We start from the raw sequence: 16,730 nt of genomic DNA on the forward strand, positions 1-16,730 counted from the left end.
GCCTTGACCTAAATCTTGAACAATCAGGAAAGGATCTGCCATGGCTATGGAAGCCCATGACATCGAAACACTCATCCGCGCCGCATTCCCCGAGGCCAGGATCACCATTACCGATCTGGCCGGGGACGGAAATCATTTCGCAGCCGAGGTGATCGACGAAAGCTTCCGCGGCAAGAACCGGGTCGAACAGCAGCGCGCGGTCTATGCGGCGCTGCAGGGCAAGATGGACGGCCCCGATGGCGCGCTGCACGCGCTGGCGCTGACCACCAAGGCGCCCGCCTGACCCTGAAACAGCGCGCCCCCGCCGGAATGGCGCCAGAGCAAGGAAAAACATAATGACCGATACGCGCCAGAAGATTCAGGAGACGATCGACGAAAACGATGTCGTCCTGTTCATGAAGGGCACCAAGGAAATGCCGCAATGCGGGTTTTCCAGCCGGGTGGCCGGCGTCCTCAACTACATGAGCGTCAGCTATCGCGACGTGAATGTGCTGGCGGATTCGGATATCCGTCAGGGAATCAAGGATTTTTCCGACTGGCCGACGATTCCGCAGCTTTACGTCAAGGGCGAGTTCGTCGGCGGTTGCGATATCATCACCGAGATGACGCTGTCGGGTGAGCTGGACCAGCTTTTCGACAAGGCGGGCGTGACCTATGACAAGGACGCCGCCGAAAAGATCCGCGAGGCGAATGCCTGAGCAACGGATCGTCCCGGCAATGAGATCCCGCGCCTGCGGGATTTCCATTGCGCAACGACAGCCCGCCACCTGTTATCATTCGGATCACGGACCCGGATCGCGGTCCTGATCGTCAAAGTCGTCTTCCCAGTCATCCGCGATCCCGCGATCGCGCCGCCTGCCCAGGCGTGAGGCGAGCGTGATCCCGAATGCGAAGGCGCCGATCAGCGGCGCGATGCCGGCGGCGTTCAGGGGCTCTCTGGCAGGCCGCGCATCGTTGGAGCGCCGCATCCTGTCCGCCGCCTCGCCTGTCGCGCGCCGTGCCTGCGCCTCGGCCCGGTCGGCATAGCGGTCGGCGCGGTAGGTCATCTCGTCGGTGGCGGATCGCGTTTTTTGCCGGGCACGGCCCATCAGCCGGCCGGCCCGCTCCGAAGCACGCTCCAGCCCCGCATCGGCGGCGCCGGCGACCTTGTCGATCGCGGTATCCGCCATCCGGCTGACCTGGCTCTGGATCTCGGCGCGCAACTCATCGGGCTTGGGCGCCGGGTGACGCTCGGTGCGGGCCATGAGCAACAGCGCCAGCCCGGGCAGGACAAAGCCCAGACCAACCGCCAGCGAAGCCCCCAACGCGCCCCAGCCAAGATGATCGGCCAGCCAGACCCACAGCGCCGCCAGCAGGAAGCCAAGGCCGATCAGCAACAGCACCCCTGCCCCGGCCGCCAGCCCCGCGCGGCGCAGCCTGTCCGTCAGGGCAAGCTGCATTTTCCGGGCATAGTCGAACATCAGGGGCTCAGCGGCGCGTCATGGTCAGACCCAGCAGAAAGCCGATGCCGGCGGCGATGCCAAGCGCCTGGATCGGGTGACGGCGCACGATATCGGTTGCCTCGCCGTAATATTCCTCGGCATGGGAGGCGACTTCGCTGGCGCGACGTTCGCCCTCGCGGTAGATGCGGCGGGCCTCGTCACGGGCGCGCTCGGCATATTCGTGACCGCGCTCGCGGGCCGAATCGACGAATTCGGCACCTTTGTCGCGCAGGGCCTCGGCGGCATGCTGCGCCTCTTGCGCGGCACGGCGGGCGCGCGCGCTGACATCATCGGCGGCCTCGCGGGCGCGGGTTTCCAGTTCTTCGCGGGTCGCTTCGTGCTTGGCCATGACCTATCCTTTCGCAAGGCGTTAACTGCATTCCATCAGAAAACGGCGCAGCCGGACAATCGTTCCATCGACGGCGCGGCTTTCGCCGGCGGCAGGGGCTGCATACGGATATCCGGGATGGTACCGCCTCCCCGGCTCGAACGGGGGACCTCTAGATCCACAATCTAGCGCTCTAACCAACTGAGCTAAGGCGGCACAGGCGTGCTATCTAGCGCCAGCCTTGGCCGGGCGCAAGCCCGTCTTGCCGGTTTTCGACGCGCGCGCTAAGGAATAGCCTTCCATCAGATGGCGGTCAGCCGGGAGAGCCAGGATGAGCATCAACAGCGAAAGCGACATCGCAGCGAATCTGCAGATCGGCCCGACCGATCGCGGCATGGTGCGAATCTATGTCGAGGCCGAGAATGTCGATCTGCCGCTGGATTTCGACCCCGACGAGGCCGAGGAGATCGCCGAGGAACTTCTGGCCGCGGCCGAGGCGGCGCGCGGCATGAAGGGCGGCAAGGACAAGCCCGGCAAAAGCGTCAGAAAGCCGCGCCGCTGACCCCCATCGGGTCGTTCAGCGCCAGCAGCCGCCGGGTCGAGACACGCGCGATCTCGCGCATCAGCCGCGTCCTGCGTGCGCCGGCCAGCCTCGTCTCGGGCGCCATTCGGATCAGTTCCGCGCCCCAGGAATCGGCGCGGATCATGCCGGTATCGCCGGGCAGAAGTTCCTCGGGGAAATCGCTGCCCACCGCCCAGAAAAAGCGGTCGCAATAGGCCAGATAGGATTGCCACTTGCGATCCGAGGTGAAATCCGCCCGGCTGCTCTTGCATTCGATCACCCAGATCTCGCCCTTTGCCGAGATCGAGATCACATCGACCCGAAGCCGGCCGCCGGGCACGAATTCGGTCAGCGGCGCGTGGCCCAGCCCGGTCAGAAACCGCGCCACGCCGCGCGCCAGCCGCTGGCCGGGCATGGCGGGCAGGCCGTCGGACGCTGGGGGTGCCGGGTTCTCCATGGCGTTCAGCATGAACGAAACGGAAACATCCTGCAAGAGCCGCTTCCCCGGGTCTTTGCCCTTGCGGCGGCACCTGTCGCGCCCTATCTAACGGGACTGGCGGGTTTCTGCTCTTCGCGTGAGTGGCCTCTTTTTCCACTGGCCTATAATTTCACCGAGGGGGCTGGCTCTGTCGGGGCCCTGGTCCCGTTATCTGGCTCCCACCTGGACATCCAGGCTTTCGGGGAAACTAGTGCTGCCACGGTTGCTGCGGTTCCCGTCACATTCCCGCCACAAGCCCGCCGCACGCCCGCTCAGCGCTTGCGAACCGGTCTGGCCGCGAAAACCGGCGCGGGTTGGGCGCGAAAACGCTGGCGCAGCCCGCCGGTCGGCCGCTCGCTGCGCGCCATCAGCATGATGCGGATGGCGAATTGCACGCCCGCGAACAGAACGCCATGGAAAAAGAACAGCACGCCAAGCGCGATCCAGCCGCCGCTGGTCGCCATCACCAGATGCCGCAAGGACGCGACATCCAGCGCGATGAGCATGGCGGTAAAGCCGGCGGAAAGCGCAAATCCGATGGCGATGCTGACGATATACAGCCGGACAAGCTTTGGCATGGGGTCTCCGGAGGCGATCAGGCGGGCATAATAGCCCGGATGCCGCGACATCCGAAGCCGTTCCGCGCGCCCGCGTCAGAATGCCTCGGGTCGGGCCTCGCGCGCCATGAAATCCAGCACGGCATTGACGAATTTCGATTCGCGCCCCTCGGCGAAAAACGCCTGCGCGATTCGGACATATTCGGCGATGACGACCTTGGGCGGGGTCTTTGGCGTCACCAGCTCGGCCCCGGCGGCGCGAAACAGCGCCCGCAGCACCGGATCGATGCGACCGATGGGCCATTTCGCCACCAGCGCGCGGTCGGTCATCTGGTCGATCCGCCCCTGCCAGGTCACCGCATCGTCGACGATGCGGGAAAACAGCGCCTGATCCGCCTCGGCCGAGACGATATCGGCATCCTCGCCCTCGCGGCCGATCCGCCAGTTCACGAATTCGCTCTGCACCCGATCGGCCGACTGGCCGGAGGCTTCCATCTGGAACAGCGCCTGCACGGCATAAAGCCGGGCCGCGGCGGTGCGCGCCTGCCGGCCCTGACGGTCGCCGGCATCCCGGCGCGTGTCGCCCCGCCCGGTCATGCCCCGGCCGGCCCGTCGATTTCGCCGGCCAGCCGGATCGGGTCGCGCGGCGTGGCGCTGTCCTTGCCCGGGCTGCGGCTTTCCCAGCCGCGCTTGAGCGCGATCAGGTGCAATGCGGCGGCGGCCGCGCCACCACCCTTGTTCTGACCCTGCGGATCGGCGCGGACAACGGCCTGTTCCGTGTTCTCGACCGTCAGGATGCCATTGCCGATGCAATGCCCCTGCAAGCCCAGCAGCGTGATCCCGCGCGAACTGTCGTTGCAGACCGTGTCGTAATGCGTCGTCTCGCCCCGGATCACGCAGCCCAGGGCCACATAGCCGTCGTAAAGCCGGCGGCTGGCGGCCATCGCGATGGCACTGGGGATTTCCAGCGCGCCGGGAACCTCGACCAGATCGACCGTGGCGCCGGCCGCCGCGGCCGTCGCGCGCGCGCCCGCGATCAGATCATCGGCGATCTGGCGATAATAGGGCGCGACCACGATCAGCAGCCGCACCGCGCCCTCGAGCCTGGGCAAAGGCAACTGATAATGTTCGATGCTGGCGGCCATGGTCTTACCCTTTGGGAATCGGACGGGTGGAATGGATCGAAAGACCGTAGGCGTCAAGCCCGACGACCTTGACCGGCGCCGAATTGGTCAGCACGATCAGCTCCGACAGGCCCAGCGAGGACAGGATCTGCGCGCCCAGCCCGTATTGGCGCAGCACATGGGGCGAAACCTCGCCCTGGGTGCGCAGCTTTTTCTCCAGATCGCGGATCAGCACCACGACCCCCCGGCCCTCATCCGCGATCAGCTGCATGGCGGCGGACAGTTCGCCCGCATCCTCGCGACCGATGCCCAGCACGTCATGCAGCGGGTCCAGCGCATGCATGCGCACCAGCACCGGCCCCGGCGCGGTCAGGTCGCCCCGGGTCAGCGCGATATGCTCGGCGCCCGTGGTTTCATCGGCAAAGACGCGCATCATCCAGTCGCCGCCATGGACCGAATGCACCGCCTGCTGCGAGCGTTCGGCGATCAGGTTGTCATGGCGCCGCCGATAGGAAATCAGATCGCTGATCGTGCCGACCTTGAGCCCGTGTTTCTGGGCGAATGCCACCAGGTCGGGCAAGCGCGCCATGGTGCCGTCCTCGTTCATGATCTCGCAGATCACGCCCGATGCGTTCAGCCCGGCCAGCCGCGCGATATCCACCGCCGCCTCGGTATGGCCGGCGCGGACCAGCACGCCGCCCTCGCGCGCGCGCAGCGGAAACACATGCCCCGGCGAGGCGATATCGGCCGCGCCCTTGGTCGGGTCGATGGCCACGGCCACGGTATGGGCGCGGTCATGGGCGGAGATGCCGGTGGTCACCCCCTCGCGCGCCTCGATCGACATGGTAAAGGCGGTCTCGTGGCGGCTGGAATTCTTGGGGCTCATCAGCGGCAGGCCAAGCGCGTCGATGCGCGACCCGGGCAGGGACAGGCAGATCAGCCCGCGGCCATGGGTGGCCATGAAGTTGATCACCTCGGGCGTGGCCATCTGCGCGGGGATGACCAGATCGCCCTCGTTCTCGCGATCCTCGTGATCGACAAGGATGAACATGCGGCCGTTACGGGCCTCGTTGATGATTTCCTCGATAGGGGAAATCGCATCTGACCAGTCGTGTTCGACCGGACCCGGTTTTTCATACTGCATGGCGCACCTTTAGCCTGATTTCCGCTGATTTAGCGGATGCGCGGACCGAGGGCCAGAGGCTTGGGCCTCACATCTGGGCGCCGGCCTCGGCCAGACGCGCGACGTAACGCGCCAGCGTGTCGATTTCCAGATTCACGCTGTCGCCGGCCCGGCGCTCGCCCCAGGTGGTCACGCTTTGCGTATGCGGGATCAGGTTGACGCCGAAGCGGCTGCCGGCCACCTCGTTCACCGTCAGCGAGGTGCCGTTCAGCGCCACCGACCCCTTGGGCGCGATGAAGCGCGCCAGCGCGTCGGGGGCGCGGAAGGTGATGCGGGTGCTGTCGCCCTCGTCCTGCATCGCCTCGATCAGGGCGGTGCCGTCGACATGGCCGCTGACGATATGGCCGCCCAGTTCGTCGCCGACGCGCAGCGCGCGTTCCAGGTTCAGCCGCTTGCCGGCGGCCCAGCCATTGGCGCCGATATTGGTCCTGGCGATGGTTTCGGCCGAGATATCCACGTCGAACCAGTCCGGCCCCTTGTCGATCACCGTCAGGCAGATGCCGTCGCAGGCGATCGAGGCCCCCAGATCGACCCCCGCCATGTCATAGCCGCAAGCGATTCGCGCCCGCATGTCGCCGCGCATCTCGACCCGGGTGACCTTGCCGATATCGGTGATGATGCCGGTGAACATGGGCGCCTCTTTTCCTGCATTGCCCGACACCTAGAGCCTCGCCACCCATTGTGCAAGCGCGGCGGCAACACATGCCGGCGCGCCTTGGGCGGGATTTGTGAAAGACCGTGACAGCCCGCGCCAATCATGCCATCAGGAAACCTTCGCCCTCGGGCGATGATTTGACCGATTAGCGCAGCGTTCACTCCGACTTGATGTCAGGCCCTCCGACCATTCCGCCTCTCCGCCAGGGCACCGCCATTGCCGCCGATGGCGCGGAAACGCCGTTTCCCGTGCATCTGCTGCCGGCCGGGAAGCGGGTCTTTCTGATGCTGCAGGGACCGCATGGCCCGTTTTTCGATCGCGTGGCGCGGCTGCTGCGCGACACGGGCGCGCAGGTCTGGCGGGTGGGGTTCAATGCCGGGGACGAATTCTTCTGGTCCGACCCGGCGCATTTCATCCGCCACCAGACCGCGCCCGAGGAATGGCCGGCCCATCTGGACCGGATCATCGCCGACCGGGGCGTGACCGATATCGTGCTTTACGGCGATGTCCGCCCGGTCCATGCCGCCGCGCGCGCCGCCGCGCAACGTGACGGGCTGCAGCTGCATGTCTTCGAGGAGGGCTATCTGCGGCCCTTCTGGATCACCTATGAGCGCGACGGCTCGAACGGACATTCGGCATTGATGCGCCTCTCGATCCCCGAGATGCGCCGGGCGCTGCGCAACCGGATCGGCGAAATGCACCGTCCGCCGGCGCGTTGGGGCGACATGCGCCAGCACAAGTTCTACGGCGCGCTCTATCACTTTTTCGTCCTGGTCGCGAACCGCCGCTATCCCGGCTACCGGACCCATCGCAGGATCGGCGTGCGGCAGGAATTCCGCCTGAACCTGCGCCGCTTCCTGATGACCCCGGTCGACGCCGTGATCCGCGCGCATGAGGCCGGTCAGGTCCGCCGCGGCGGCTTTCCCTATGTTCTGGTACTGATGCAGCTGGAACACGATTCGAACTTTGTCGCCCATTCGCCCTATGCGCGGATGTCGGAATTCACCGATCAGGTGCTGACCGAATTCGCCCAAGCCGCGCCCCGGCACCATCACATCGTCTTCAAGGCGCATCCGCTCGAGGACGGGCGCGGCGGCATCCGGCAGGCGATCCTGACCAAGGCGCAGGCCCTGGGCATCCGGCGGCGGGTGCATTTCGTGCGCGGCGGCAAGCTTGCGCAGCTGCTCAATCAGGCGCGGGCGACGGTGACGGTGAACTCCACCTCGGCGCAGCAGGCGCTGTGGCGCGGGCTGCCGGTCAAGGCGATGGGCCGCGCGGTGTTCTGCAAACCCGGCCTGGTCTCGGATCAGGATCTGGCCAGCTTTCTGCGCGATCCGCAGCGCCCCCATGCCAGCACCTATCGCCGGTATCGCGATTTCCTGCTGGAAAGCAGCCAGGTGCCGGGCGGGTTCTACGCCGCCCATTCGCGCGCCCATGCGCTGCGCATCGTCGTGGATATGATGCTGGCGCCCGAGGATCCCTATCAGGCCGTTTTCGCCGGACGTGGTCATTATCGGCAACAGATGGAGAACAACAGTGACTGATCCGGGGTTAAATTATGGAAAAACCCTTTGGGCTGGGGTAATTTGCATAAAAAAAGAGATGACCTGGGCAGGCATGCACCGCGAGAGACAGGAGTAAGAGATTGACACAACTGATTATTTCGCCAGTTCCCCGGGGGAATTCAGGCGCTCCGCGGCGCTTCGCCGCCAGGCGTTTCATGACCGTCGCCCTGCTGGGCGGTGCCGTTCTGCTTTCCGCCTGCGGCCTGCCGCGCTCGGGACCGACCAAGGGCGAAATCTTTTCGGGCTCGATCGAAAAGGGCGGCACGACGAATATCGTCAATGTCAATGACCGCGTGAACCGCATGGCGAATTTCTCGCCGGCCTATGGTTTCGGCTCGGATTTCCGCAATGCCGCGCAGGTCGGCGCCGATGTCGTGCGGCCGGGCGATGTGCTGGGCCTGTCGATCTGGGAAAACGTCGATGACGGGCTGCTGGCCTCGATGGGCACCAGCTCGACCCAGCTGACCGAATTGCAGGTCGACAGCCAGGGCTATATCTTCGTGCCCTATGCCGGTCGCATCCGCGCCTCGGGAAACAGCCCCGATGAGCTGCGCCGCATCATTACCCAACGGCTGGAAACCCAGACCCCCGACCCGCAGGTCATGGTGACCCGCGTGGCGGGCGATGGCGCCACCGTTTCGGTGATGGGCAAGGTCACCGCGCAGGGCGTCTATCCGATCGAGCGCCCGACCCGCACCCTTTCGGCCATGCTGTCGCGCGCCGGCGGCGTCGACATCGAACCCGAGGTCGCGGTGGTGATCGTCAAGCGCGGCAACAGCAGCGGCAAGGTCTGGCTGCGCGACCTCTATTCCAGCTCCAGCAACGATATCGCGCTGCGCCCCGGCGACGTCATCCTGGTCGAGGAGGATCAGCGCAGCTTCACCGCCCTGGGCGCCCTGGGTGGCCAGACCAAGGTGCCGCTGGGCAATGAGCAGATCAGCGCCATCGAGGCGGTCGCCATGGTCGGGGGCCTGTCGACCACGCTGGCCGATCCCAAGGGCGTCTTCGTCATGCGCGAGGAGCCGCAATCGGTGGCGCGCGCCGTGCTGGGCCGCAACGACGTCATGGGCGATCAGCGCATGGCCTATGTGCTGGACCTGACCAAGCCCGACGGGATGTTCCTGGCGCGCGACTTCATGATCCGTGACGGCGATACGGTTTACGTGACCGAGGCGCCCTTCGTGCAATGGCAAAAGACCCTCAACTCCATTCTGGGGACCGCCACCGATGTCGGTGCGGCGGACAGCGCGTTCGAGTAGGACGGAATGGCGCGACGAAATGCCGGGGCCGCCGGGGACACCCCCCGGCGGCTTTTCGTCTTCAATGGCGGTTTTTTCACCTCGGCGCGGATCCGGCGCATCCTCGCGCTGGCGGGCTGGCGCATCACCGTCGGACTGCCCGGGCCCGGCGATTGGGTCGGCATCTGGGGCGACAGCCCGACCGCATGGCGCGGCCGGCAGATCGCGGCGCGGCGCGGCGCGAAGCTGCTGCGGATCGAGGACGCCTTTCTGCGCTCGGTCCTGCCGGGCCGGGCGCGCGGCGCCATCGCGCGGCGCGGCCCGATCGGACTGATCGCCGACCCGCTGGGCGTGCATTTTTCGCCGCAGGAGCCATCGCTGATCGAAAGCCTGGTGCCCTCGGACAGGGCCCGCGCGCTGCAAGCCGAAGCGCGCGCCGGCATCGAGCGGCTGATCGCGGCGGATCTGTCGAAATATAACAGCCATCTGCCGGGGACCGAGCTGCGCCGGCCCGGCCATGTTCTGGTGCTGGACCAGACCCGTGGCGATGCCTCGCTGCTAGGCGCCGACCGGGCCGCGTTCATGGCCATGCTCGGCGCCGCGCGCGACGAAAACCCCGGTGCGCGGATCGTGATCCGCAGCCATCCCGAAACCGCGGCCGGGCTGCGTCCGGGCCATTTCGACCCCGCCGATCTGCGCCCGGGTGATATTCTTTGCACCGCCCCGGTTTCGCCCTGGGCCTTGTTGCGCGGCGCGGTGCGGGTCTATGCCATGTCCTCGCAACTGGGATATGAGGCGATGCTGGCCGGGCACCGGCCGCGCATCTTCGGCCGCCCCTTCTATGCCGGCTGGGGCTTGTCCGAGGACGAGCACCGCCTGCCCCGCCGCCAGCCCGCCAGGATCGAGGCGCTTTTCGCCGCCAGCCACCTGCTCGCGCCGATCTGGTACGATCCCTGCCTGGACCGGCTGACGGATTTCGAGGGCGCCCTGCGTCAGATCGAGGCCGAGGTTCGCGCCTGGCGCGAGGATCGCGAGGGCCACCTTGCCTATGGCATGCGGCTGTGGAAGCGCCCCTTTGTCGCGCGTTTCTTCGGCAATGGCGCGGGCGTCCGCTTTACTGCAAAACCTCGGCCCGACACGACGCTGGCCTGGGCGCGCCATGCCGACAACACGCCCGGCGCAAGACGGGTCGAGGACGGTTTCATCCGCTCGCGCGGGCTGGGCGCGGCGCTGGTCCCGCCGCTGTCGCTGGTCGCCGACGATCTCGGCATCTATTACGACCCAAGCCGCGAAAGCCGGCTGGAACGGCTGATCAGCGCGCCGCTGCCGCCCGGCGGGCGCGCGCGGGCGCTGGATCTGGCCGCTGCATTGGCCCGGGCGGGCGTCACCAAATACAACCTGAGCGGCAAGCCGCCCGAACTGCCCGAGGGGCATCGCATCCTGGTGCCGGGCCAGGTCGAGGATGACGCCTCGATCCGGCTCGGCGCCGGGGCCGAGCGGCGCAATATCGACCTGCTGCGGCGGGTGCGGGCCGAAAACCCCGGGGCGGTGCTGATCTACAAGCCGCATCCCGATGTCGAGGCCGGGCTGCGGCCGGGCCTGATCGCGCCGGCCGATCTGTCCGAGCTTGCCGATCTGACCGCCCGCAACAGCAGCGCCGCCGCGCTGATGGCGCAGGTGGACGAGGTCTGGACCATCACCTCGACCCTGGGGTTCGAGGCGCTGATGCGCGGCATCCCCGTGACCACGCTGGGCGCGCCGTTCTATGCCGGCTGGGGGCTGACCCGCGATCTGGGCCCGGTCCCGCGGCGGCGCGCGGGCGGCACCGATCTGGCGGGGCTGATCCATGCCGCGCTGATCGCCTATCCGCGTTATTTCGATCCGCAAAGCCGGCTGCCCTGCCCGCCCGAAACCGCCCTGGCGCGGCTTGGCGATCCCGCCCTTGCCGTCGCGCAAGGCAGGGGGCTGCGGGCTCTGGGCAGGCTTCAGGGCCTGTTCAGCACCTATGCCTGGCTCTGGCGGCGCTAGTCGCGCTGCCAGAAATGCACGATATCGGCGCCAAGGCGCTGCATGCCGGTCAGGCGAAAGCGCGGCGCCTCGCTCAGCGCCGCCAGGGTCAGATCGCCGATCGCCGGCCGCCCCTCGGCGCCCAGGGCCAGCCCCGCCGTATAGCCGACCAGCCGATCGACCAGCCCCGCCCGCAGCAGGCTTGCGGCCAGTTCGCCGCCGCCCTCGCAGAACACCCGCGTCACGCCGCGCGCGGCCAGTTCGGCCATGAAGGCCGCGGGCGCGCCCGACAGGCGCCATAGCGGGCCGTGATCGGCATCCTCGGGCGGCAGATCGGGCAGGTCTTGGGACGACACCACGATCCGCGCCGGCTGCCGGACCGGGCCGAAGCCGCGCACGTTCAATGACGGCCGGTCCGCCCGCGCGGTGCCGCCGCCGACCATCACCGCATCATGGATCAGCCGCAGCATGTGAACATGGCGCCGCGCATCCGGCCCGGTGATCCAGCGGCTTTCTCCCGAGGCGGTGGCGATGCGGCCGTCGAAACTGCCGGCCAGCTTCAGCGTCAGCATGGGCCGGCCCTGCAGTACCCTCGTCAGAAAGCCGCGCTGCAAGTCGCGCGCCTCGGCTTCGCGCAGGCCCTCGGTCAGCGCGATCCCGGCCTCGCGCAGCATCGCATGGCCGCGCCCGGCGACGCGCGGGTCGGGATCGGTCATGGCGCTGACCACGCGGGCGACGCCGGCCCGGATCAGCGCCCCGGCGCAGGCCGGGGCACGGCCCTGATGGGAACAGGGCTCCAGCGTGACATAGACGGTGGCGCCCCGCGCCGCCGCGCCGGCCTCGGCCAGGGCCATCGCCTCGGCATGGGGGCGGCCGCCGGGTTGCGTCCAGCCGCGCCCGATCACCCGCCCCTCGCGCAGGATCACGCAGCCCACGGCCGGGTTGGGCCAGGCATTGCCCAAGCCCCGCCGCGCCAGGGCCAGCGCATGACCCATGTGGCGGTGGTCGTTCACTCCTCGGCGCCGCCGGGGCGCAGTTCGGCCACGAATTTGTCGAAATCGTCCGCCGCCTGGAAGTTCTTGTAGACGCTCGCGAAACGGACATAGGCGACGGTATCTATCCGGGCCAGCGTCTCCATCACGATCTCGCCGATCACCTTCGAGGGGATATCGGTCTCGCCCAGGCTTTCCAGCCGCCGCACGATGCCCGAGATCATCTGGTCGATGCGCTCGGGATCGACCGGGCGCTTCTGCATCGCGATGCGGATCGACCGCTCCATCTTGGTGCGGTCGAAATCCTCGCGCCGGCCGCTGGACTTGACGACCACAAGATCGCGCAGCTGCACCCGTTCATAGGTGGTGAAGCGGCCGCCGCAGGCCGGGCAGAAACGGCGCCTCCGGATCGCCACGTTATCCTCGGCAGGTCGCGAATCCTTGACCTGGGTATCGACATTTCCGCAGAACGGGCAGCGCATCCCTTGTTCCCCCAAAGCCCCATGCTACAGGCAGTATAGGCATGCCCGAACAGCTTGGGTAGCCCACAGATGAAACCACAATATCGGCGAGGATGCCGGCCCTCGCGCCCGGTTTCGCGCCGGTCGGCCGGGCGATGCGCGGGATCGCGAAAATGCTATGCGGACATCTCGACAGGCGGGGCGACGCGTGCAAACATCCCGCGCTATCGGCGGCCCAGCAAGGCCGATCAATGCGGAGGAACATAATGAAGAAAACCAATCAGCTTGACCGGCGCGCCTTTCTGAGCCGCGCCACGGTCGGCGGCGCGACCGCCGCCGCCGGTGCCGCACTGGCCGCGCCCGCCATCGCGCAGGAAATGCCCGAGGTGAAATGGCGTCTGACCTCGGCCTTTCCGAAATCTCTGGACACCATCTTTGGCGGTGCCGAGGTGCTGTCGCGGCATCTGTCCGAGGCGACGGGCGGCAAGTTCCAATTGCAGGTTTTCGCCGCCGGCGAAATCGTGCCCGGGCTGAACGCGCAGGACGCGGTCACCGACGGCACGGTCGAGGCCTGCCACACGGTCGGCTATTACAGCTGGGGCAAGGATCCGACCTTCGCGCTTGGCGCGGCGGTGCCCTTCGCGCTGTCGGCGCGGGCGATGAACGCCTGGCACTACCATGGCGGCGGCATCGACCTGTTCAACGAATTCCTTGCCAAGCACAATATCTTTGGCCTGCCCGGCGGCAATACCGGCGCCCAGATGGGCGGCTGGTTCCGCAAGGAGATCAATTCGGTCGAGGATCTGAAAGGCCTGAAGATCCGCGTCGGCGGCTTTGCCGGCCGGGTTCTGGAACGGCTGGGCGCGGTGCCGCAGCAGCTGGCCGGCGGCGATGTCTATCCGGCACTGGAAAAGGGCACGATCGACGCGTCCGAATGGGTCGGGCCCTATGACGACCAGAAGCTGGGCTTCTTCAAGGTCGCGCCCTATTACTACTATCCCGGCTGGTGGGAAGGCGGCCCGACGGTCCATTTCTTCTTCAACAAGGCGCAATATGACGGCCTGCCCGATATCTACAAGGCGCTGCTACGCACCGCATGCCAGGCCACGGATGCCGACATGCTGCAGAAATACGACCAGCTGAACCCGATCGCCCTCAAGGGGCTGGTCGCCTCGGGCACGCAGCTGCGCCCGTTCAGCGCCGAGATCCTCGACGCCTGCTACAAGGCCGCGAACGAGGTCTATGCCGAGATGGAGGCCACCAACGAGGGCTTCCGGAAGATCTGGGAATCGATCAAGGTGGCGCGGGCCGACTGGTATCTTTACAACCAGACCTCCGAATATACCTATGACACCTTCATGATGATCCAGCAGCGCAACGGCACGCTGTGACCCTCTGAAGGCCCGGCCCGGATGACGGGCCGGCGGACGGCACAGGAAAGGCGGCCCGCGGGCCGCCTTTCTTGTTGAGCCATGCGTCAGTTCGCCGGCGGTTGCGCCGGACCGCCAAGCCCAGGCGGCGGCCCCGACAGCGGGTCCAGCCCGCCCGGCTGCGGCGGCTGCGGAGCCGGGACATCGCCGCCCGCGGGCGGCTCATTCGGGGTGCCGAAAACCGGCGGGCCGCCCAGATCGCCCAAACCGCCGCCCAGAGAATCGCCGCCCGGCGCGGCGCCGGGGGCCGCGGGCGGTGTCGGCGCGCCGAAGGGATTGCCGCCCAACCCGCCAAGCCCGCCGAATCCGCTGTCGCCCATGGTCGGGATCTCGAAGGTGACGTTCGAGCTGTCGATGGGCGGGCCCTTGTAATGCAGCACCATGCCGGGGAATGTCATCACGATGGCGATCATCACCAGCTGGATGCCGACAAAGGGCACCGCGCCCCAATAGATCTGGCCCGTGGTCACCGGCGCCATCATCCTGCCGGTCAGCTTGTCCTCATAGGGGGTCTTGGGCGCCACGGATCGCAGGTAGAACAGCGAAAAGCCAAAGGGCGGGTGCATGAAACTGGTCTGCATGTTCACGCCCAGCAGGACGCCGAACCAGATCAGGTCGATCCCCATCGCCTCGGCGGCGGGCGCGAGCAGCGGCACGATGATAAAGGCGAGCTCGAAGAAATCGAGGAAAAAGGCCAGCAGAAAGACCAGCAGCGACACCGCGATCAGAAAGCCGTATTGCCCGCCCGGCAACGAGGTCAGCAGATGCTCGACCCAGACATGGCCGTTCACACCGTAAAAGGTCAGCGAGAACACCCGCGCGCCCACCAGGATGAACATCACGAACGAGGCCAGCCGCGTGGTCGCAAGCAGCGCCTGACGCACCACGCCATAGCTCAGGCGGCCCTTGACGCCGGCCAGGACCAGCGCGCCCACCGCGCCCATGGCGCCGCCCTCGGTCGGCGTGGCGATGCCCAGAAAGATCGTGCCGAGCACCAGGAATATCAGCGCCAGCGGCGGGATCAGGACGATGATCACCTGCTGCGCCAGCCGCGACATCAGGTTGGTCTTCAGGCCCTTGTCGAGCACCGCCAGCACATAGATCGCGATCACCGCCAGCGCCGGCGCCAGGATATCGGCATCCTTGCCCTGGCTGGGATACATCCAGCGCCAGATCAGCCAGGCTAGCGCGACCGCGCCGGCCAGTGCCACCAGCAGCGAGGTGACGCCCGAACCCAGCTTGCGCGCCTCGGGCGGCAGGGCGGGCAGGCTGTTCGGCCGCAGGATCGAGACGACAAAGATATAGCTCAGGTAGATGCCGGTCAGGACAAGGCCGGGGATCAGCGCGCCCTTGTACATGTCGCCCACCGACCGGCCCAGCTGATCGGCCAGAACGATCAGCACCAGGCTGGGCGGAATGATCTGCGCCAGCGTCCCCGATGCCGCGATCACCCCGGTCGCGATCCGCCGGTCATAGCCATAGCGCAGCATGATCGGCAGCGAGATCAGCCCCATGGCGATCACCGAGGCGGCAACCACGCCGGTGGTCGCGGCCAGCAGCGCGCCGACGATCACCACCGCATAGGCCAGACCGCCGCGCACCGGGCCGAAAAGCTGCCCGATTGTATCCAGCAGGTCCTCGGCCATGCCCGAGCGTTCCAGCACGATGCCCATGAAGGTAAAGAAGGGGATCGCCAGCAATGTCTCGTTCGACATGACGCCCCATAACCGCTCCGGCATCGCGTTGAGCAAGGGCCAGCTCAGGTTGATCGCCCCGCCCGACAGCGGCGCAAGCTCGACCCCGATGACAAAGAACAGCAGGCCGTTCGCGGCCAGCGCAAAGGCGACCGGATAGCCGAACAGCAGGAACAGCACCAGCGAGGCGAACATGATCGGCGCCATGTTCTGCGCGATGAGTTCCATCATTTGCGGTGATCCTCGCGCGCGGCGACGTCATCCTGCGCCCCCTTTGTGCCGCGCAGCATCGCCTCGCCCTCCTGGGCGGCGGCGGCGTGATGCGAGACAAAGGGGCTCGGATCCTCGATCATCCCGGCCATCACCGCGATCTTCTTAATGATCTCGGAAATCCCCTGCAGGAACAGCAGGATAAATCCAATGAGCAATAACAGCTTCGCCGGCCACAGGATCAGGCCGCCGGAATTGGTCGAGACCTCGCCGCTGGCGAACGAGCGCATCACCCAAGGGTAAAGGAAATAGATCATCAGCGTGACAAAGGGCATCAGGAAGAAGACATGCCCGATCAGGTCGATCCAGTGCTGGCGGCGCCGGCCCCAGATGCCATAGATGATGTCGATGCGGATATGTTCGTTTTCCAGCAGCGTATAGGCGGCGGCCCCCAGGAAGGCGGCGCCGTAAAGATACCATTGCAGCTCCAGCCAGGCGTTGGACGAGGTGTTGAACGCCTTGCGGATGACAGCATTGGTGGCGCTGACCAGCACGGCGACCAGGATCAGCCAGCTGACATTGCGCCCGATGAATGAATTCACGCGGTCGATCCCGCGCGCCAGCCCCAATAAGGCGCCCATATGACAACATCCCTTGCTTGCGCCCGTCACGTCGCGGGCCCGCCGGCCGGTAGATCCGACCTTTTGACATAGGGGAGGGATATGAAGGAATGGTGGAATACGGTCAAGAAAATGCCACGTCCGG

19 protein-coding genes, 1 tRNA gene and 1 other RNA gene are annotated in these 16,730 nt (G+C 66.9%); 8 read left to right on the plus strand and 13 right to left on the minus strand.

The genetic code is table 11. The features are described 5' to 3' along the window. The first annotated feature begins 40 nt into the window (after positions 1-40). Together IT41_RS02635 and grxD are read left to right on the plus strand one after the other, a co-directional pair. Positions 41-283, plus strand: a complete 243-nt coding sequence (locus IT41_RS02635) for a BolA/IbaG family iron-sulfur metabolism protein (protein WP_036738637.1) — start codon at positions 41-43, stop codon at positions 281-283. Positions 284-335: 52 nt separating this feature from the next. Then, the gene (grxD, locus tag IT41_RS02640) at positions 336-698 is read left to right on the plus strand and encodes a Grx4 family monothiol glutaredoxin (protein ID WP_036738638.1); all 363 of its coding nucleotides are present in this window, start codon (positions 336-338) and stop codon (positions 696-698) included. 84 nt (positions 699-782) lie between these two features. On the opposite strand, the gene IT41_RS02645 is transcribed toward grxD, so the two are convergent. From IT41_RS02645 to IT41_RS02655, 3 genes are all read right to left on the minus strand, one after another. Further along, positions 783-1,460: a phage holin family protein gene (locus IT41_RS02645; protein WP_036738639.1), complete on the minus strand. Its 678-nt coding sequence runs from the start codon at positions 1,458-1,460 to the stop codon at positions 783-785. A 7-nt stretch (positions 1,461-1,467) separates the two neighbouring features. After that, positions 1,468-1,830 carry an ElaB/YgaM/YqjD family protein gene (locus IT41_RS02650; RefSeq protein WP_036738640.1) on the minus strand — a complete coding sequence of 121 codons (363 nt, stop codon included), beginning with the start codon at positions 1,828-1,830 and terminating at the stop codon, positions 1,468-1,470. 118 nt (positions 1,831-1,948) lie between these two features. Next, positions 1,949-2,025: transfer RNA gene (locus IT41_RS02655), tRNA-His, on the minus strand. Between the two features lie 115 nt (positions 2,026-2,140). Here IT41_RS02655 and IT41_RS02660 point away from each other — a divergent pair. Beyond that, on the plus strand, positions 2,141-2,371 hold the full coding sequence (locus tag IT41_RS02660; protein ID WP_036738641.1) for a DUF6324 family protein: 231 nt from the start codon (positions 2,141-2,143) through the stop codon (positions 2,369-2,371). Here IT41_RS02660 and IT41_RS02665 read toward each other — a convergent pair. After that, the gene (locus tag IT41_RS02665) at positions 2,352-2,786 is read right to left on the minus strand and encodes an MmcB family DNA repair protein (protein ID WP_036738812.1); all 435 of its coding nucleotides are present in this window, start codon (positions 2,784-2,786) and stop codon (positions 2,352-2,354) included. The genes IT41_RS02660 and IT41_RS02665 overlap by 20 nt on opposite strands. Positions 2,787-2,929: 143 nt before the next feature. On the opposite strand from IT41_RS02665, the gene ssrS reads away from it, so the two are divergent. Further along, a non-coding RNA gene (gene ssrS, locus IT41_RS22160) (6S RNA) lies at positions 2,930-3,088 on the plus strand. Between the two features lie 33 nt (positions 3,089-3,121). On the opposite strand, the gene IT41_RS02670 is transcribed toward ssrS, so the two are convergent. From IT41_RS02670 to IT41_RS02690, 5 genes are all read right to left on the minus strand, one after another. Further along, complete coding sequence (locus IT41_RS02670; RefSeq protein WP_036738813.1) at positions 3,122-3,427, minus strand: hypothetical protein; 306 nt, start codon at positions 3,425-3,427, stop codon at positions 3,122-3,124. A gap of 75 nt (positions 3,428-3,502) precedes the next feature. Further along, on the minus strand, positions 3,503-4,003 hold the full coding sequence (nusB, locus tag IT41_RS02675) for a transcription antitermination factor NusB (RefSeq protein ID WP_036738642.1): 501 nt from the start codon (positions 4,001-4,003) through the stop codon (positions 3,503-3,505). Continuing rightward, a complete protein-coding gene (locus IT41_RS02680; RefSeq protein WP_036738643.1) occupies positions 4,000-4,551 on the minus strand; it encodes a 6,7-dimethyl-8-ribityllumazine synthase in 552 nt (183 codons plus the stop codon). The genes nusB and IT41_RS02680 overlap by 4 nt, the downstream gene beginning before the upstream one ends. Positions 4,552-4,555: 4 nt before the next feature. Beyond that, on the minus strand, positions 4,556-5,674 hold the full coding sequence (gene ribB, locus IT41_RS02685) for a 3,4-dihydroxy-2-butanone-4-phosphate synthase (protein ID WP_036738644.1): 1,119 nt from the start codon (positions 5,672-5,674) through the stop codon (positions 4,556-4,558). Between the two features lie 67 nt (positions 5,675-5,741). Further along, on the minus strand, positions 5,742-6,344 hold the full coding sequence (locus tag IT41_RS02690) for a riboflavin synthase (RefSeq protein ID WP_036738645.1): 603 nt from the start codon (positions 6,342-6,344) through the stop codon (positions 5,742-5,744). A gap of 308 nt (positions 6,345-6,652) precedes the next feature. Here IT41_RS02690 and IT41_RS02695 point away from each other — a divergent pair, with 308 nt between their 5' ends. From IT41_RS02695 to IT41_RS02705, 3 genes are all read left to right on the plus strand, one after another. Next, positions 6,653-7,912, plus strand: a complete 1,260-nt coding sequence (locus tag IT41_RS02695) for a capsule biosynthesis protein (protein ID WP_052081256.1) — start codon at positions 6,653-6,655, stop codon at positions 7,910-7,912. Positions 7,913-8,088: 176 nt separating this feature from the next. Continuing rightward, positions 8,089-9,192: a polysaccharide biosynthesis/export family protein gene (locus tag IT41_RS02700; RefSeq protein ID WP_036738646.1), complete on the plus strand. Its 1,104-nt coding sequence runs from the start codon at positions 8,089-8,091 to the stop codon at positions 9,190-9,192. 6 nt (positions 9,193-9,198) lie between these two features. Beyond that, positions 9,199-11,199 (plus strand): capsular polysaccharide biosynthesis protein, encoded by a 2,001-nt coding sequence (locus IT41_RS02705; RefSeq protein ID WP_036738647.1) that lies wholly within the window; start codon positions 9,199-9,201, stop codon positions 11,197-11,199. Here IT41_RS02705 and ribD read toward each other — a convergent pair. Continuing rightward, the gene (ribD, locus tag IT41_RS02710; protein ID WP_036738815.1) at positions 11,196-12,173 is read right to left on the minus strand and encodes a bifunctional diaminohydroxyphosphoribosylaminopyrimidine deaminase/5-amino-6-(5-phosphoribosylamino)uracil reductase RibD; all 978 of its coding nucleotides are present in this window, start codon (positions 12,171-12,173) and stop codon (positions 11,196-11,198) included. The two genes, IT41_RS02705 and ribD, sit on opposite strands and share 4 nt — an antisense overlap. A 14-nt stretch (positions 12,174-12,187) precedes the next feature. After that, positions 12,188-12,652 (minus strand): transcriptional regulator NrdR, encoded by a 465-nt coding sequence (gene nrdR, locus IT41_RS02715; RefSeq protein ID WP_036738648.1) that lies wholly within the window; start codon positions 12,650-12,652, stop codon positions 12,188-12,190. Between the two features lie 245 nt (positions 12,653-12,897). On the opposite strand from nrdR, the gene IT41_RS02720 reads away from it, so the two are divergent. Beyond that, a complete protein-coding gene (locus IT41_RS02720) occupies positions 12,898-14,022 on the plus strand; it encodes a TRAP transporter substrate-binding protein (RefSeq protein WP_036738649.1) in 1,125 nt (374 codons plus the stop codon). Between the two features lie 86 nt (positions 14,023-14,108). On the opposite strand, the gene IT41_RS02725 is transcribed toward IT41_RS02720, so the two are convergent. After that, complete coding sequence (locus tag IT41_RS02725; RefSeq protein WP_036738650.1) at positions 14,109-15,986, minus strand: TRAP transporter large permease; 1,878 nt, start codon at positions 15,984-15,986, stop codon at positions 14,109-14,111. Then, entirely contained in the window at positions 15,983-16,606 is a 624-nt protein-coding gene (locus tag IT41_RS02730) for a TRAP transporter small permease subunit (RefSeq protein ID WP_052081241.1), read from the minus strand. The genes IT41_RS02725 and IT41_RS02730 overlap by 4 nt, the downstream gene beginning before the upstream one ends. Positions 16,607-16,730: the final 124 nt, after the last annotated feature.

This window comes from Paracoccus halophilus, assembly GCF_000763905.1.
Lineage (GTDB): Bacteria > Pseudomonadota > Alphaproteobacteria > Rhodobacterales > Rhodobacteraceae > Paracoccus > Paracoccus halophilus.

Coding starts and splice junctions, on each gene's coding strand:
- IT41_RS02635 (WP_036738637.1), top strand. CDS start 41: ATGGCTATGGAAGCCCATGACATCGAAACACTCATCCGCGCCGCATTC.
- grxD (WP_036738638.1), top strand. CDS start 336: ATGACCGATACGCGCCAGAAGATTCAGGAGACGATCGACGAAAACGAT.
- IT41_RS02645 (WP_036738639.1), bottom strand. CDS start 1,460: ATGTTCGACTATGCCCGGAAAATGCAGCTTGCCCTGACGGACAGGCTG.
- IT41_RS02650 (WP_036738640.1), bottom strand. CDS start 1,830: ATGGCCAAGCACGAAGCGACCCGCGAAGAACTGGAAACCCGCGCCCGC.
- IT41_RS02660 (WP_036738641.1), top strand. CDS start 2,141: ATGAGCATCAACAGCGAAAGCGACATCGCAGCGAATCTGCAGATCGGC.
- IT41_RS02665 (WP_036738812.1), bottom strand. CDS start 2,786: ATGCCCGGCCAGCGGCTGGCGCGCGGCGTGGCGCGGTTTCTGACCGGG.
- IT41_RS02670 (WP_036738813.1), bottom strand. CDS start 3,427: ATGCCAAAGCTTGTCCGGCTGTATATCGTCAGCATCGCCATCGGATTT.
- nusB (WP_036738642.1), bottom strand. CDS start 4,003: ATGACCGGGCGGGGCGACACGCGCCGGGATGCCGGCGACCGTCAGGGC.
- IT41_RS02680 (WP_036738643.1), bottom strand. CDS start 4,551: ATGGCCGCCAGCATCGAACATTATCAGTTGCCTTTGCCCAGGCTCGAG.
- ribB (WP_036738644.1), bottom strand. CDS start 5,674: ATGCAGTATGAAAAACCGGGTCCGGTCGAACACGACTGGTCAGATGCG.
- IT41_RS02690 (WP_036738645.1), bottom strand. CDS start 6,344: ATGTTCACCGGCATCATCACCGATATCGGCAAGGTCACCCGGGTCGAG.
- IT41_RS02695 (WP_052081256.1), top strand. CDS start 6,653: ATGCTGCAGGGACCGCATGGCCCGTTTTTCGATCGCGTGGCGCGGCTG.
- IT41_RS02700 (WP_036738646.1), top strand. CDS start 8,089: ATGACCGTCGCCCTGCTGGGCGGTGCCGTTCTGCTTTCCGCCTGCGGC.
- IT41_RS02705 (WP_036738647.1), top strand. CDS start 9,199: ATGGCGCGACGAAATGCCGGGGCCGCCGGGGACACCCCCCGGCGGCTT.
- ribD (WP_036738815.1), bottom strand. CDS start 12,173: ATGGGTCATGCGCTGGCCCTGGCGCGGCGGGGCTTGGGCAATGCCTGG.
- nrdR (WP_036738648.1), bottom strand. CDS start 12,652: ATGCGCTGCCCGTTCTGCGGAAATGTCGATACCCAGGTCAAGGATTCG.
- IT41_RS02720 (WP_036738649.1), top strand. CDS start 12,898: ATGAAGAAAACCAATCAGCTTGACCGGCGCGCCTTTCTGAGCCGCGCC.
- IT41_RS02725 (WP_036738650.1), bottom strand. CDS start 15,986: ATGATGGAACTCATCGCGCAGAACATGGCGCCGATCATGTTCGCCTCG.
- IT41_RS02730 (WP_052081241.1), bottom strand. CDS start 16,606: ATGGGCGCCTTATTGGGGCTGGCGCGCGGGATCGACCGCGTGAATTCA.